The 15,514-nt window shown below is 61.2% G+C and carries 8 protein-coding genes and 1 pseudogene; 5 read left to right on the top strand and 4 right to left on the bottom strand.

Going from position 1 to position 15,514, the window contains the following annotated elements:
• Nucleotide 1: 1 nt before the first annotated feature.
• Nucleotides 2–1,639 (bottom strand): methyl-accepting chemotaxis protein, encoded by a 1,638-nt coding sequence (locus tag ACPEE1_RS15340; protein ID WP_116925150.1) that lies wholly within the window; start codon nucleotides 1,637–1,639, stop codon nucleotides 2–4.
• Between the two features lie 585 nt (nucleotides 1,640–2,224).
• Nucleotides 2,225–2,746: a hypothetical protein gene (locus tag ACPEE1_RS15335; protein WP_232539594.1), complete on the bottom strand. Its 522-nt coding sequence runs from the start codon at nucleotides 2,744–2,746 to the stop codon at nucleotides 2,225–2,227.
• Between the two features lie 95 nt (nucleotides 2,747–2,841).
• Here ACPEE1_RS15335 and ACPEE1_RS15330 point away from each other — a divergent pair, with 95 nt between their 5' ends.
• Together ACPEE1_RS15330 and ACPEE1_RS15325 are read left to right on the top strand one after the other, a co-directional pair.
• Nucleotides 2,842–3,678, top strand: a complete 837-nt coding sequence (locus ACPEE1_RS15330; RefSeq protein WP_423933668.1) for a TonB-dependent siderophore receptor — start codon at nucleotides 2,842–2,844, stop codon at nucleotides 3,676–3,678.
• Nucleotides 3,679–3,725: 47 nt separating this feature from the next.
• Nucleotides 3,726–4,328 carry a TonB-dependent receptor domain-containing protein gene (locus tag ACPEE1_RS15325; protein WP_423936458.1) on the top strand — a complete coding sequence of 201 codons (603 nt, stop codon included), beginning with the start codon at nucleotides 3,726–3,728 and terminating at the stop codon, nucleotides 4,326–4,328.
• A gap of 232 nt (nucleotides 4,329–4,560) precedes the next feature.
• Here ACPEE1_RS15325 and ACPEE1_RS15320 read toward each other — a convergent pair whose 3' ends face one another.
• A complete protein-coding gene (locus ACPEE1_RS15320) occupies nucleotides 4,561–4,929 on the bottom strand; it encodes an excalibur calcium-binding domain-containing protein (protein WP_423933666.1) in 369 nt (122 codons plus the stop codon).
• Nucleotides 4,930–5,839: 910 nt separating this feature from the next.
• On the opposite strand from ACPEE1_RS15320, the pseudogene ACPEE1_RS15315 reads away from it, so the two are divergent.
• Both ACPEE1_RS15315 and ACPEE1_RS15310 read left to right on the top strand, forming a co-directional pair.
• A pseudogene (locus ACPEE1_RS15315) lies at nucleotides 5,840–6,253 on the top strand (hypothetical protein); the annotation flags it as partial.
• Nucleotides 6,254–9,049: a prealbumin-like fold domain-containing protein gene (locus ACPEE1_RS15310; protein WP_423936456.1), complete on the top strand. Its 2,796-nt coding sequence runs from the start codon at nucleotides 6,254–6,256 to the stop codon at nucleotides 9,047–9,049.
• 143 nt (nucleotides 9,050–9,192) lie between these two features.
• On the opposite strand, the gene ACPEE1_RS15305 is transcribed toward ACPEE1_RS15310, so the two are convergent.
• A complete protein-coding gene (locus tag ACPEE1_RS15305; protein WP_260719277.1) occupies nucleotides 9,193–10,215 on the bottom strand; it encodes a DNA topoisomerase IB in 1,023 nt (340 codons plus the stop codon).
• Between the two features lie 1,092 nt (nucleotides 10,216–11,307).
• On the opposite strand from ACPEE1_RS15305, the gene ACPEE1_RS15300 reads away from it, so the two are divergent.
• Complete coding sequence (locus ACPEE1_RS15300; RefSeq protein WP_423933663.1) at nucleotides 11,308–15,252, top strand: IPTL-CTERM sorting domain-containing protein; 3,945 nt, start codon at nucleotides 11,308–11,310, stop codon at nucleotides 15,250–15,252.
• Nucleotides 15,253–15,514: the final 262 nt, after the last annotated feature.

Here is a 15,514-nt window from a genome sequence, read left to right as displayed (position 1 = left end):
ATTAAACCTTGAAGCGGCTAACCCCGCTGCGCAGATTGTTGGCGACATCGCTCATGTTCTCAACTGCCATGCCGGCCTGGTGCAGTGACTCTACGGTTTGGCCACTGGCTTCGGTGAGTTGGCTCAAGGCCTGCTCAATTTGCTCGGCCCCGCTGGACTGAGTTTGCATGCCCTCACTGACCTGTTGCATCTGCGGGGCCAAAACCTGAATTTCGTGGATGATCTGTGACAGCTGGTCGCCAACTTGGGACATTTCAGTATTGCCGCGGCGCATCTCTTCGGAGAATTTTTCCATCCCCATTACGCCTGCAGACACGGCAGACTGAATTTCGCGCACCATCTGTTCAATATCGTAGGTGGCAACCGCAGTCTGGTCCGCCAGACGGCGTACTTCAGTGGCTACTACGCCAAATCCGCGGCCATATTCGCCCGCTTTCTCGGCTTCGATCGCAGCATTGAGAGACAGCAGATTGGTTTGGTCAGCGACTTTGACGATGGTGGTAACGACTTGATTGATGCCACCAGCCTTTTCGTTAAGCAGGGCGAGTTTGGCGTTGACCATTTCGGAGGCACTGGTCAACTCCTGCATCACCTCAGCCATGCGTACTACGCCTCGGTGGCCCGACCCGGCCAGCGCTGCAGTTTGCTCGGAGTGGGCCGAGACATCCCCCATGGTACGTACCAGCTCCCGAGAGGTCGCGGCAATCTGGCGCGAAGTTGCGCCAATTTCGCTGGTGGTCGCAGCCGTTTCCGTGACGGTGGCTTGTTGTTGCTTGGTGGTTGCAGCGATCTCAGTGATGGACGTTGTCAGCTGTACCGATGAACGCTGCGCTTGAACAACCAATTCGCGAAGCGAGGTGACCATGCCATTGAAGCCTGCCTCAATGGCAGCGAATTCATCGCTACGGTTCAGACTGAGCTTGCTCGAAAGGTCGCCCGTACCCAGCGTTTTCATGGCCGCCAAGGTTGCTTGAATAGGACGTAGTATCGAGCGGTGCAAGAGCAGACCGCAAATAATGGCCAGCACCAGAGCCAGCACCAGCGCACCGACTGCCAAGCGCTTGTTGGAGCTTGCGATTTCTTGAATCGTCTGCATGTCCTCCTCCACGGCATGTTGGTTCAAGTCAACGATGCGGCTGACCTGCTCCTGCGCCTTGCGCCATTGCGGCAGCATTTGCCCGCTGCGCAACTGCGCAGCTTCAGCGACCTGGCCACGCTCCAATATTTCAACCAGCAGATGCGTATTTTTCTGATACGCCTCACGTGTACGCGCGAACTCCGCGGTCGCATCGCGATCTTCCTGGCGGGTGATGGTGTTGAGGTATTTGGCGTAAACCTTGTCCAAACTGGCTTCGATCGCGCTCAACTGCGCCTTGTTTTCGGCGAGCACGTCGCTGCTGCGACCGGCATTAGCCTCCGCATCCCGAAGTAGGTTGAGCGTCTGGTAAAAATGGAGGGTCAAATCCTGGCGCATCTGGCCAGCGAATCCCATGCCCGCGAGGTCGGAGGAGAGAACGTCGGCAGCCCGCTCATGGTTCGAATCCGCACGCATATAAAAGATGGCGGACATCCCGAACATCACCGCAATAATTAGTGCAAAGCTGGCGGATATCCGCTGGCTGACCGTTAGGCCCATCATCGTATGTCTTTCTATAGAACGTACTCAAATTGTATTGCCTTGTGAACTCCAAATCACATTTAATTACTGGGCATGCTGGTGCTGCCGAGCGCTGTTTGAGGCTGAAATCCAGCTAGGTCGTTGCGCTGCGCAGGCCGTTCTCCTCTCTGTAGATCCTTCGTAATCTCGCGAGAGTGCAAGCGAAAAATCCCTCTGCTTGATTGTTCTTTGTTCGCCTCAAATCTATAAAACAGGCGCAACGGGTATGCGGCAAGCTATGGGATAGATGGTAGGTCGATGATGGTATCTATCGTGTGAATCTGGCGATTGGCGGGTGCCAGCAGTTCTGGCCTGACCAGGGGCCGTCCAGCAGAAGCCCATTGAGTCCCCAAGGACCCTGCTGGCGTTCTGCAGACGCTCCAAGCGGTGTGTGTACGCATTGTTCCTTCAGCGTTGGGGTCACGCGTTCGACCATGCCGTTTTGCTGCTCTTGAGCATCGTCCATCCACCTTGAAAAACATGGGCATGTTTTTGCCCGAAGCCCGAATCGGATGGTAAACCATGACTCTAGGTGGCTCGTTAGGGGACATGGGCGTGCGTTCGCATTCAAGCCCGCAACGCAGTACCCACGCTATGCAAATCCTGGCTGCACTGCCGCAAATGCGCCTGCATCTGCGCGACTGGCAGCACCATCGGCTCCAGTGCATGGCTGCAGGTATCGACCGCCGCAGCCAAAGCCACCTCTAGCTGCTCGCGCACAGCATTTTGCAAAGTCGCGTAAAGGGCATCAGGGCCCACAGTAGCCGGTGGCAACCCCAGGGTCGCTGGTTCTGCTTGCAGCGCAGGCAGTGCATAGCCACCGAGATGGCTGCGCAGCTGTTCCCTAATCTCACCTCGCACCAGCGCGGCAACCTCGGCAGACAGCACGTGCAACCGGTCCGCATACAGATCCAGCAACCCCGGCAGTGCCGGGATGGTCTGGCGCCATGCGGCGCGCAGCATCGCTGCCTTGCTGTGTTGCAGGCGCTCCTGCTCTTGGTCCAAAGCCACCTGCAAGCGCTGCAGCTGGGGCAGCAGTTCCGTATCGATGGCGCATTGCACGTTTTCTTCCAGGTGGTGCAGCAGCACCTCGGCTGGCTTGCGCTGTTGGTAGGCCTGGGCGGGGGCCAGTACCTTGGCGATGGCGGTGTAGAGGCGCAGCAGGCCGCATCCGGGGCCGTACGGTGCTGAGCTACCAAAAGGGCTACTCCTACTTTGACTACATCAGCCAGGAAAAGCCTTCGCTCTACGGTGTGCTGGAGGCCGACCTGACGGCCGACACCTTGCTGACCGTGGGCCGCTCCTACGGCAAGGTGCGGCAGAAGGGCGACTATGCCGGCCTGCCACGCTTTGCCGATGGTCGCAGCCTGGGCCTGCCGCGCAGCACGGCCTTCTCCAACCCCTGGGCCTACTTCCACTACGAGAACGACGAGATGTTTGCCCAGCTGGAGCACCGTTTTGACAACCACTGGAAGCTCAAGCTCAACGCCACCCATGCGCGCACCGAGCAGCAGCGCCGCTGGAGCACCTTGTCCGGCGCAGTAGACCCGCAAACCCTGGCCGGGCCGGTGTGGCGCGGCGGTGTGCTGGACTCGTCCAACACCCAGGACATGGTGGATCTGAACCTGAGCGGCCCGTTCTCGCTGCTGGGCCGCAGCCATGAGCTGCTCATCGGGGCTGATTGGCAGCGGGTGCGCAGCCGCTGGCAGAACATGAGCTATACCGACAGCGGCACGGTGGGCGGCATTGTGTTTGATATTCAGCCCTGGAACCCGGCATTTGACCAGTTCAACCTGAACCTCAGCGAGCGCTACGGCCCCTGGGGCCAGGAGCAGCTGGGCGCCTATGGCGTTGTGCGGCTGCACCCGAGCAACAAGCTGCATGTGATTGCTGGCGCCCGCATGGCGCTCTATGAGTTCACGCAGACCATGTCCGACATCATCGACACCGCTGGCAACACAGCCCCTGGTCCGCCAAATCGTTCAAGGAAAGCGCCAAGCTCACGCCCTATGGCGGTGTGATCTATGACCTGAACCCGCATTGATCGGCCTACGTCAGCTAATCGTCGATCTTCAAACCCCAGGCGCTCAACCTGGCGGGCCCGCAGCCGGGCACGCCGCTGAACCCCATCAAGGGCAAGAGCTATGAGGCGGGGCTCAAAGGCGAGCTGATGGATGGGCGCATGAACGCGACCTTCAGCGTCTTCAACGTGGAGCGCACCGGCACTGCGGTGCTCGATGAACGCTATGCGGAGAACTACAGCTTGTGGGGCGCGAGCTGCTGCTACCTGCCACAGGGCAAGGTCAGCAGCCGGGGCTTTGATGTGGAAGTGGGGGGCGAGGTCTCCAGCGGCTGGCAGCTGGCGGCGGGCTATACCTTCAACCAGACGCGGGACAAGACCGAAGGCACGGTCTTCAGCAGCATCACGCCCAAGCATTTGTTCAAGCTGTCCACCGTCTATACCTTGCCGGGTGCTTTGTCGAAATGGCGCGTGGGCGGCAGTGGCCGTATCCAGAGCACGCAGTATGTGAGCGGCTCTGTCACCAACAGCAGCGGCGAGAGCCAGCCCTACAAGTTCACGCAGGACGGCTATGCGACCTGGGATCTGATGCTGCAGTACCGCTTTGACCCGACCTGGACTTTGAGTCCTGAACCTGAACAATGTCTTTGACAAGACCTACTACCAGACCGTCAGCTCGGTCTACAACGGCAATATGCAGGCGCTGCCACGCAATGCGATGCTGACCCTGAACGGCAAGTTCTAGGGATGCTATGCAAAACGCTCGCCAAGCGGGATGGACGTAGATCACCCGAGACCGCGTTCAGACTACGGCAGGAAGTTATGTAGAGGGTCCCTAAGCCATCAGCGATGGAAAAAAGAGCCTGCAGCGCAGGCTCTTGGTTTATGGTCTTTTGTTGACGTTGCAGAGCTGCCGCTCGCAGGGAATGCCATCGTTGTCGCCATCCATCTTGGTGTCGGGGCAGTTCTTCAGAAAAAACTTGGCCTCTTTGCACGATGTCATCTGCGAGCAGTGGGTGCGGCCATCGCATTTGAACAGTGGGTTCGGCGCACTGGGCGCTGCTGCTTCAGGTGCCTCGGGTGGCTCGGGCTCGGAGAGAACCGGCTCGGAATCCCGCATCGATGCGGCCTGCTGCTGCTCATAGCGGCTGTAGACCGTCCACGCGGCTAATGCGATCAGCAGATAGATGACAGGCCTGAACACGGTCTCCTCCATTTTTTGGATGTTAATGAGTGTAACAACTCCATCCAAAGCCGAGTCAAGCCAGGGGCGCGGGAAAGCACTTAGCTGCTTGTCCCGGCAACAGCATGCGGTTCCTTCCCGCTGCCAGTTCGGGCTCTGAGCAGGTGCCGCTCAACCATGCGGCACGCAGTGCCGCGCACAGCGTCCAGATCGTACAGGCGCTGGCGAACCCGGCAGGCCGAGCCCAGCGCCAGGTCAAAGGCGCTGACTGCCAACCTATCTAACTGGAGTTGGTGGTAGAGCTTGGGGCAGGGCGCCACCAGGTTGCCCATGCTGCGAATGTACCCGTGGCAGCGCTGGGCGCCCCGGCTTTCACCTTTGGCGCGGTATGCCGCCTGGGCCCTATCAAGCCGGTGGACTTGAGCGCAGGGGCTCCACTGCCAAGTGGCTATGGCTGGCGCAAGGGTTTTCCCTGGCACTGTTTTCAGTCATTGACATTTAGTTACACGACCGGGATATTAGCGGCCTCTGCCCACCATCGCAGCGCTGACGCTCGGCCCACAAAGGGCTTCCTGGTGCTTGGGCTGACTCTTCGACGCTGGATGGCCAGCGCGGAGGGTGGATGGTCGCTGCCGGGCAGCCACAGGTTCCGGCGCTGCGCCAAGTCAGTGCCAATCAACTTATCAGCAATCTAGATGTGATCAGAGATTGTTCACAGTCTCAATGTCGTGTTTGAAATAAAATAGATTTCTTTGATTAATTCATATATTTATTAGAATTTTTCAATTGTTTGCAATCGCAGGTTGGTTGGAGATTGACTTCCTCATGGCCCTTGGCTGTGGGTAAAGGCCATGGCAGAAGAAGCCGCAGAGAGCGGCTTCATGCGATTTTGTGGGTGGTTTTGGGTAAACGCATTAACTCATTTCTTGCAGTTAATGATGGGTTGACGTCCTTTGATAAATTCTTTTAAAGATTTTATATGTCATTTAATTCTATAAATAAGAGAATATCCAATTTCTGCTTCTTGTTATTCTCTTTTATGCTTTTGCCGGCGTTTGCGCAGGCGCAAACAGCAGATCTGCAGATTACCAAGACAGGGCCGGTATCTGCCAATGGTGGGGATGGGTTTTTGTATGTGCTGACCATTGATAACAACGGTCCAGGTGCAGCGGGTGGGGCCAGTGTGGTCGATAGCTTGCCGCCCAATTTGAGCAATGTTGCCGCTGTCTGCGTGTCTGCCATCAACGGTGCGGCATGCCCAAGCTCCATGGCGATCGACGCCTCGGGTGTGACGGCCACCATTCCCAGCTTTCCGGCTTTGGGGCGGGTGATCATCAACATCACCGGGAATTTCCCCAGCAGTGGCCCTTCGAGTATCACGAACTCTGCCCGCGTGGATACCCCTGTGGGGGTGACGGATCCCGATCTGGCCACCAATACCAGCGTGGTGAGTACCGCCATGTCCTATAAAACGGATCTGGCCGTGACCAAGACGCAAAGCAGCAATGTGTTTGCACCGGGTGTTCCCATCACCTACACGATGACGTTGCAAAACAATGGACCGGCCAGCGCTGATGGCGCCCATATTCAAGACAGTCTGACCAATTTCGCCAATTACAACTCAGGCCCACCCTATGACTACCTGACGATTGCCAATACCTTTGTCAGCTGTACCGCCTCGGGCGGAGCGGTGTGCCCGGCCAGCTCCAATTTCAATAGCCAGTCTGCTACTGGCATTGACTACGTGTTGTTCAATACCTCCGTGCCCAGCTTGCCCTCGGGAGGTTCGATCACCATCGTCTACACCATGACGCCGACCATTACCGGTGCGCAGCGTTGCGGCACGGGCGCGGGATTTTTGCAAAACGAGTTCCGGGCATCGGTGCCAGCGGGCATGACCGACTCTGATTACAACAACAATGCTGCGCAAGTCAGCATCTCCACACCGCAATCGCCCAACTGCCCGCAGTCGGATCTGGCCGTGACCAAGACGCAGAGCACGGATACCTTTACCTCGGGTGCCCCCGTGACCTACACGATGACCCTGGTGAACAACGGCCCCAATGCCGCCGATGGCACCTATATCCGTGATTCCATTACCAGTTTTGCCAACTACAACGCGGGCGCTCCCTACGATTACATGAATATCGAAGCCAGCTTTGTCGACTGCTCGGCTTCTGGCGGCGCGGTTTGCCCGGATGGCCCGAATTTCAACAATATCTCGGCGACGGGTATTGATTACAACCTGTTCAACACGACGGTGCCCAGTCTGCCTGCCGGAGGTGCGCTCACCATTGTCTATACGATGACGCCCACCATTGTGGGCACGCAGCGCTGCAGCTCGGGCGCAGGATTCATCCAGAATGAATTCCGTGCCACCTTGCCCAGCGGCATGACCGATAGCAATTACGACAACAATGCATCGCAGGTGAGCATTCAAACGCCGCGCGCGCCCGATTGCCCGCAAACCGATCTGGAAGTCACCAAGACCCAAAGCAGCGACGTGTTTGTGGCAGGGCAGCCCATTACCTATACGATGACCTTGCTCAACCACGGCCCCAATGCGGTGGACCAGGTGCAGATCACCGATTCGATCACCAATTTTGCGAATTACACCTACGGCGCGCCTTACCAGTACATCAATACCAGCACGGCCTTTGTCAGCTGTACTGCGGCGGGAGGTGCGGTGTGCCCCGATGCATCGAATTTTGGCAACCAGTCCCAAGCGGGTATTGATGTGATGCTGTTCAGCACCGCCGTTCCCAAGCTGCCGGTGGGAGGTGCGGTGACCGTGGTTTACACGATGACGCCAACGGCGCTCCCGGTTCCGTCTTGTGGCAACAGCGCGTCGAGCTTTATCCAGAACACGTTTTCTGCCTCCGTTCCTGCAGGCTATATCGATCTGGGTCCGGCCAGCAATTCGGCGAGCGTATCGCTGCCTGTCAGCTGTGCGGATATTTCCGTGAACAAGAAGGTGGACCCGGTAACGACCAGCGTGAGCGGCTCCACCGTGGTGTACACCATTGATGTGGCCAATGCCACGGGCTCTGCTGCGGCGAACAACGTGGCTTTCTCGGACCCTCTGCCCAGCGGCTTTGTCTACGGCAATGCGATGTGCGCTGCCCAGACGCCAAATGCCATTTGTGGTGCGGTGAACTACGACGCGGCGAGCCACACGGTGACCAGCACCATCCCTGCGCTTCCCGAAGGCGGCATCGTGCGCTTTGTCATCACTGGAGCGGCCGGCAACACCGCGGGTACCTATGCGAATACGGCCTCTGCCGCTGTGGCGCCAGGGTGGCTGGACCCCGTGCCCTCGTCGAACAGCAGCACGGTGAACTTCCAGATCTTCAATACCAGCTCGCCCATCACCGTCACGAAGAAGGTGCAAGGCTTGCCTGCTGCAGGCATGCCCGCAGCGATGACCTTTACCGGCACCATCACCTGCGGCGCGCAGGCACCGCAGACATGGTCGGCCACCGTTGCCGCTGGCGCCTTGAGCGCGGACAGCGCGGCACTGACTTTCTATGACAAGGACAGCTGTACGGTGACCGAAGATACGCCGCCCGCAGCGCCCAATGGCTACACCTGGGTGGGGACGGCGACCATTGCCCCGAACCCTACCAATGTGTTGGGGCCGGCGACGCCCCTGACGGTGGTGGTGACCAATACCCTGGCTGCACTGCCGCCTGGCAAGGTAACGATCGCCAAGCTGGCGCAAACCGCAACGGGTACCCCTGCCACGGGAACCGCTAGCTTCAGCTTTGCCGGCACCGGCACGGGTGTGCCCGCCACCATGGCGGTGGCGACCCAGGCTGGCTCCGGTAGCCAGACCATCGACAACCTGGCAGCCGGCCAAAGCTACACCTGGACGGAAGGTGTTCTCTCCGGTTGGAAGCTCGCCAGCATCCAATGCACCGACCAAAATGGCGCCCCGCCGAAGAGCACGATCACCACCGATGTAGCCACGCGGCAACTGAGCGTTGCCCTGGTATCGGTCGAGGAGCTGGTTTGCACCTTTACCAACCGCCAAACAGATACGTCCGATGGTGGCCCCACTGATCCCAATGGCCCGGGTACTCCTCAGCTCAAGAAAGTGACGACCCTGGATCCATCCAAGCTGGTGCTGATGATGCTGGCAGTTGCAGCCATGGGCATGGCGGGCCTGCGCCGCGCACAACGACGCTGATCCGATTGCGCCAGGCATTGGACCGCAACGCCGATATCGTGGAGATATCGGCGTTTTTTATTTGCGCCAGGGTTGGCGCCAGGCATGCGCATGCACGCTGCAGCCGCTGCCCAATGCGCTAAAGGAGAAGGCCCAAAGCCGTTTTATGGTTTGCGCCGCCGCTTGCCAGTCGCCAAAAACGCCATCAGCGTGCGCTCGGCCTCGCGCAATCCCGCGCTGCCGCGCAGCTTGCCCGCATAGGCATCGCAGCGCGCGCTGCCCTCGGGCCCTTCGCAGACCTCCATCACCAGCGGGTGAATGTAGTACTTGCGGCAGACCGCTACGGTATTGCCCAGGTGCTGGGCGACCTGGCGGACGATATCGGGTGCCGTCAGCGGCGCATCGCTGCTGCGCGACTGCAGCGCCAGCGACAGGGCCAGCACGCTGGCATGCCAGGTGCGAAAGTCCTTGGCGCTGAAGTCCTCACCGGCGATCTCGTGCAGATAGGCATTCACATGCTCGGAGCGCAGCTGCTTGCGCTCGCCCGCGTCATCCACATACTGGAACAACCGCTGGCCCGGCAGGTCCTGGCAGCGCCGCACGATGCGCGCGACGCGCGGGTCCTCCAGCTCCACCTGCTGCTCCACGCCGCTCTTGCCTTTGAACGCCAGCCGGATGCGCGATGCGCGCATCGTCACATGGCGGTTGCGCAGGGTCGTCAGCCCAAACGAGCCGTTCTCGCGCGCATAGCTGTCGTTGCCAATGCGCAGCGCCGTGGTGTCCAGAAGGCGGACTACCGCTGCCGCCACCGAGGTCTGCGTGGTATCCCCCGCTTTCAGGTCGCGCTGGATGCGCCTTCGAATCAGACCCAGCTTGGCCGCAAAGGCCGCCATGCGCTCGAACTTGGTCTGCTTGCGCTGCTCCTGCCACAGCGGGTGGTAGCGGTACTGCTTGCGCCCCCGGGCATCGCGGCCCGTCGCCTGCAGGTGGCCCTGCGGATCGGGGCAGATCCACACATCGGTGTAGGCGGGGGGAATGACCAAGAGGCGTATGCGCTCGAGCTGGCGCGGGTTGCGGATGGTCTGCCCGCGCTGGTTTTGGTAGACAAACCCGTCGCCGCGCTGGATGCGCTGCCAGCCGGGCGAGGCATCGGTGACATAAGCCAAAGGCTTTTGGGGTTTGACCATGTGGTGCTGCTCTTGTGGTTTTGAGAAATGCGCTGAGCGCGTCGCAAAAGCGTAGTGGGGACCACGGCAGCCCGCTGTCAGCGCGGGGCTTGCGCAGGCCTCCTGTTTTGGCGCATCTGCGCCTCAGACGGGGCTGCTGCGCAGATGCGGGGTAGATGCCGCATGGCTGTGGTCTTGGCAAAGCCGGGGCAGCCGGGACCGTGCTCGGCGGAAAAGTTCAATGCGCTGGCACGGGCACTCTGTAAGCGGAAATCGCTTCGTTATGTAGTTTTTGTAACGCCGGATAGATTTCATCAAATAAATAGGTAGAGTTAATTTTTCAAAGAAAATTGAAGAAAACCAAATATCAGAACGTTCTAGCAACCTGCAGGATTTGGCTGAAAGATTGGCAGCCTTGAGGGAAGAAGGGGCGGAGTTGCTGGCCCGCAGGCCGGCGCCGGGCACCAGCGACCATGCGCGTTTGTCTTCAATCGATGCCCAGATAGAGGCGTTGAGCCGGCAGCTGCAGCAGGGGGCGGGTCAACCTTGAGCCTTGGACTCACGCGCGGCATGTTGTGCAGGCTGCACCAAGGTACCGGCTCTTATGGGGCCTTCGGCAAGCGCCATCGCGCGGAGGCCAACCGCTATTTGCCCTTGCATGAGCAGAAGCGGATGGCAGCATGCCAGGCATCTGTTCTGTATTCTTCCGCTTGGGCCAAGCCACACGATCGGTGACGCAGAGTAGGTCTGGGAAGCCTGGCGGCTGGACGCTGATAAGCAAGCGGACTGCATTGGCTTTCACCCGAGCGCTGACCATCGCCCCAGTGCCGCGCATGGGCCTCGATAGTCCCCACATCTCCCCTGGGCAGGCCCTGAAAGCCCGCCACCCGCAGCCGAATCACTAATTTACGGGATGGCAAAACCGGCTTACCCCTTTAGTCTGCGCTCAAGACAAGACTGGGGGTAACTATGGTTAGTTTTGGCAACGCCGGTAACGTCGACAGGCGGGCGCAATGCGGGAGAGTTGGGCTGGCAACGACCCTTGAGCGCACAGCGCAGGCAAGGGCCGCCGGGAGCCGCTTGCGGCAGCTGATCTTGCTGGGCAGTTTGGCATTGGCATCTGCACTGCCACTGGCGGCCCAGGCCAAAACCTATGTGGTCAATGCCGTAACCAGCGCTACGGTGAATGCGTCCGGCTGCGGTGCAGGCAATAGTGGCACTTGCACCCTCGGCAATGCGATTTTGGCGCTCAATGCAGATGCAGACAGCAGCGTTGCGGCGCGCATCGAGTTTGACGCGGGCCTGTTTTCGTCTCCGCAGACGATTGCGGTGAGCCAATTGGCTCCTCGTTACAGCGTGGACATTGCGGGCCCGGGTGCGCATCTGCTGACCTTGAGGGGCAGCAGCTCGCAGACCATGTTTGTGATGAATGCCGGCCAAGGCGCCAGCGGTACCGGAAGTACCTTGGAGGTTCGTCTCGCTGGGCTGCGCATCAGTGGCGCGCGCCAAGGCATCAACAGCGCTGCCAAGCTCACGGTCGACAGCTGCTGGATCGATGGCAACACCAACACCAGCACGAGCAATGGTGGCGGTATCCTCAACCGCGGCAGCCTCAGCTTGCTCAACAGCACGGTGGCCAACAACACGGCCAGCAACGCGTCGTTTGGCTACGGCGGCGGCATCCAGAATGATCCGACTGCCACGGCGCTGCTGATTCACAACAGCACCATTGCCAATAACCGCGCCATCCGGGGGGGCGGCATCAACAGCAGCTCTGGCGGCAGCGTGGTCATCCATAACAGTACCATCAGCGCCAACCTGGCCACGACCGGTTTTGGTGGGGGCTTCTATAAGGAGGGCAGCAGCGCGCCGTTGGTGGTCAACTCCATCATCCGTGGCAATACAGCACCCTCCAACAGCTATCCGGATGTCGTCGGAGGGGCCTCTTTCCTAGTCCAGAACAGCCTGGTCAATACCGTTCGGCTGGAGGATGCGGTGCAAGTGAGCATGGCAACTTTGGGCGCCTATGGCGGCACCATGCCTACGATGCCGCCCCTGGCGGGCTCGCCGGCACTGGGCCTGGGCCGCTACGCGGCAGGCGAGCAGGCGCTCGACCAGATCGGCGCACCGCGCCCAGCCACCGTGGGTGCGGTGATTGATGCAGGTGCTGTGCAAGGCCAGGCCTATACCCTGACGCTTGCCAGCCCTTCGCCTTTCCCCAGCCAGGTGGCGCCGGGCGCGGCGTTGCCGGTGACGGTGGATGTGCAAAGCGGCGGGCAGCCTCTGGTGGGGGTTACGCCGGCCTTGCTTGCCAGCGCACATGCGGGCCTGACTTCCAGCGCCAGCTGCGCGCCAAGCAATGCCAGCGGCCAGGCTGCTTGCACGGTCGGCTTCACATTGCCCGGTGGCGTGCCGGTCGCGGGCGTCAGCCTCAGTGCCTACCTGGGCGCGGCCTCGGTCAGCAGCGCGGCCTTTACCGTTGCGGCCCAGCAGCTGGGCGGCTTCGGTATCAGCCTGCCAGCGCAAGTGGCTGCGGGCCAGGCGTTCAACATCACCGTCAACGCGCTCGATACCGATGGCCATGCGATGCCCAGCTACAGCGGCACCGTGCATTTCAGCAGCAGTGATGCCGGGGCACAGTTGCCCGCAGGCGCCGCGCTCTCCGGCGGCGCGGGCAGTTTCAGCGCCACCTTGGCCGCCACGGGCAGCCAGCAGATCACGGTGGCAGATGCGCTGTCCAACCCAGTGGCCCAAGGCTCGGCCAGCACGCAGGTGCTCTTGCTGCCGCCCACCGTCACCAATCTGGCGCCCGCCGTGGCCGATGCCGCAGGCGGCACGGTGGTGACGGTGAACGGCAGCCACTTTGATGCCACGGCCCAAGTGCAATTTGCGGGCTTTACCTATATCCAGCCTTTCGATGTGACAGCCACGTCGCTCAGCTTTGTGGCGCCAGCCGGCGCGGGCGGCAGTGATGCAGCGGTACAGGTGTTTACCCAAGGCTGCTATGTGGCCCCGCCCAACACCCATTGCATGAGCCCCATCACGCCCGCCAGCGTGTTGCGTTTCTTTGCGGCCAGCTATGTGGTCAACAACGCTGGCGACAGCGATGGCAGCAACCCACAAGCCTGTGCCCAGGGCAATGCCAACACCTGCACCTTGCGCGATGCGGTGCTGCAGGCCAATATGCTGGGCGGCGCGCCCGTCATCGAGTTTGATGCCAGCGTGTTCAACCCCGCTGCGCCGCAGACCATCAGCTTGGCCCATGGCCAGATCAGCCTGGCTAAAAGCGTGGCCATCGAGGGCCCGGGCGCCGATGTGCTGACGGTCAGCGGCAATGGTGCCAGCCGTGTGCTGCAGATCGAGGCCACCGCGCAGCCGGTGCGCCTGGCGGGCCTGCGCTTGGCGCAAGGCCGCTCCAACGGCGGCAGCGCGGTGCTCAACCATTCCACCGGCATGGTGCAGCTGCAAAACCTGGTGCTGGCGCAGAATGTGGCCGCAGCCGGGGGCTACAGCGGCGGCAATGACACGCTGGCCCAGGCGGGATCGGGTGGGGCGGTGTACTCGCATGGAACGGGTGCGTTGGAGATTGAAGGTTCCACCTTCGACAGCAACAGTGCTGCGCAGCTGGGCGGCGGCCTGTTGGTGGCATCGGGCCACACCGCAAGCTTGCGCGGCAGCACCTGGGTGTCCAACCAAGGCGACTTGGGTGGCAGTGCGCTTGCCAACCTGGGCAGTGTGGCGCAAATCGAGAACAGCACCTTCAGCGCCAATGCCAGCCCGGATGCGGCCGGCCAAGGCGGCACCCTGTTCAGCCAGGGCCAGAGCCGTTTGGTGCTGGTGAACAGCACGCTGGCAGGCAATAGCAGCGGCGTTGCCGGTGGTATCAGTGGCGCAGCCGACGGTGGCAACACCCCCAGCCTGACGCTGGTGAACAGCATTGTGGCCGGCAACAGCGGCGGCGCTGGGCCAGCGGCTGATATCCGCAGCACAGGGCTGACCTTCGTTGATGGCGGTGGCAATGTCTTTACCCGGGACACATCTACGACCATCGACCCTGGGCTGGCACCGCTGGGCCACTACGGCGGCAACACGCAAACCCTGCTGGCGCTGCCCGGTTCGCGCAGCATTTGTGCGGGCGTGGTCAGCGCGGCTGGGGTGACCGTGCCGCCGCTGGACCAGCGCGGCGCCGCACGCCCCTATGCGGCCGACGGCCTGGTGCCCGCATCCTGCGTGGACGCCGGTGCCGTGCAAAGCCATTACGCGATGCAGTTCAGCGTGCAGCCATCAGCGGTGGCGCTGAACACGCCCATGCTGCCAGCGCCACAAGTCACATTGGAAGAAAACGACCAGGCCTTTAACAGTACCAGCTACCCAGCCCTTGGCGCACTCGCCTCGCTGGGCAGCGTGCAGCTGGCCCAAGGCCCAGGCACGGGCCGCCTGGCCAAGCGGGTGTTGGCCACCACGCCGGTATCGGTAGACCTGGCAACTGCCACCGGCATTGCCGTGTTTGACGATCTGGAGTTTGCCCAAGCCGGTAGCCAGAGCCTCGTCGCCAGCCTGGCGCTCAACCCCAGCCTGGCCGAGCCGGCCCTGCTGCAAACCAGCAGCGCCAGCTTCGCCGTCGGCCAGTCCGCCGCGCAGGTCAGCCTGGAGGCCAGCCCGCAGCAAGTGCAGCAGGGCCAGGCGGTGACCTTGACCGCGACGGTGATCGGCAGCGCCCCTGGCGGCACCGTCACCTTCAGCGATGGCCCCACCGTGCTCTGCGGCGGCCCCGTGGCCCTTGCCACTGTGGGCGATACCGCCACTGCCCGCTGCACCACCTCCGCGTTGGCGCAGGGCGAGCGCGCTATCACTGTGACCTACAGCGGCGATGCGAACAATGCGGGGGCCGTCGTGTTGACCCCGTCGCAGGTGGTGGTGACCGCGCCCCCAGGCAACGGCGGCGCCAATCCCATTGCGGTTCCTGCGCTGTCGGGTTGGGCGCTGGCCTTGCTGGCGGCGCTAGTGGGCGGGATGGGCCTGGTGGGGCGCCGTGTGGTGGCGCGCAAGCAGGACTGAAGGCCTTGGCTGTGATCAGCTTGCATGGCATAGCATTGGAGTCATATTTTTTGATCAAACAGAGGCGAGAGGGCTGAGGGGCAGGCTAACGGTCCCTCGTTGCGCGGCTGGTCTGGCAGTTTTTTGCCAGATCCGCCGCAGCTGGTTTGGGAACTAATATTTTTTGCACCCACGACATGGGCTCGTTTGTTGACGCCTGAGAGTGACACCGCTCTTCACAGCGTGCTTGTGTACAGAGGTATTCCGCAGCGAGCATTGGCTG

This window comes from Comamonas sp. 23, assembly GCF_049601575.1.
Taxonomy (GTDB): domain Bacteria; phylum Pseudomonadota; class Gammaproteobacteria; order Burkholderiales; family Burkholderiaceae_C; genus Comamonas; species Comamonas squillarum.
Note: the sequence above shows the minus strand (reverse complement) of the source record. Positions and strands in the feature narration are given on the sequence as shown.

Coding starts and splice junctions, on each gene's coding strand:
- ACPEE1_RS15340 (WP_116925150.1), bottom strand. CDS start 1,639: ATGATGGGCCTAACGGTCAGCCAGCGGATATCCGCCAGCTTTGCACTA.
- ACPEE1_RS15305 (WP_260719277.1), bottom strand. CDS start 10,215: ATGGTCAAACCCCAAAAGCCTTTGGCTTATGTCACCGATGCCTCGCCC.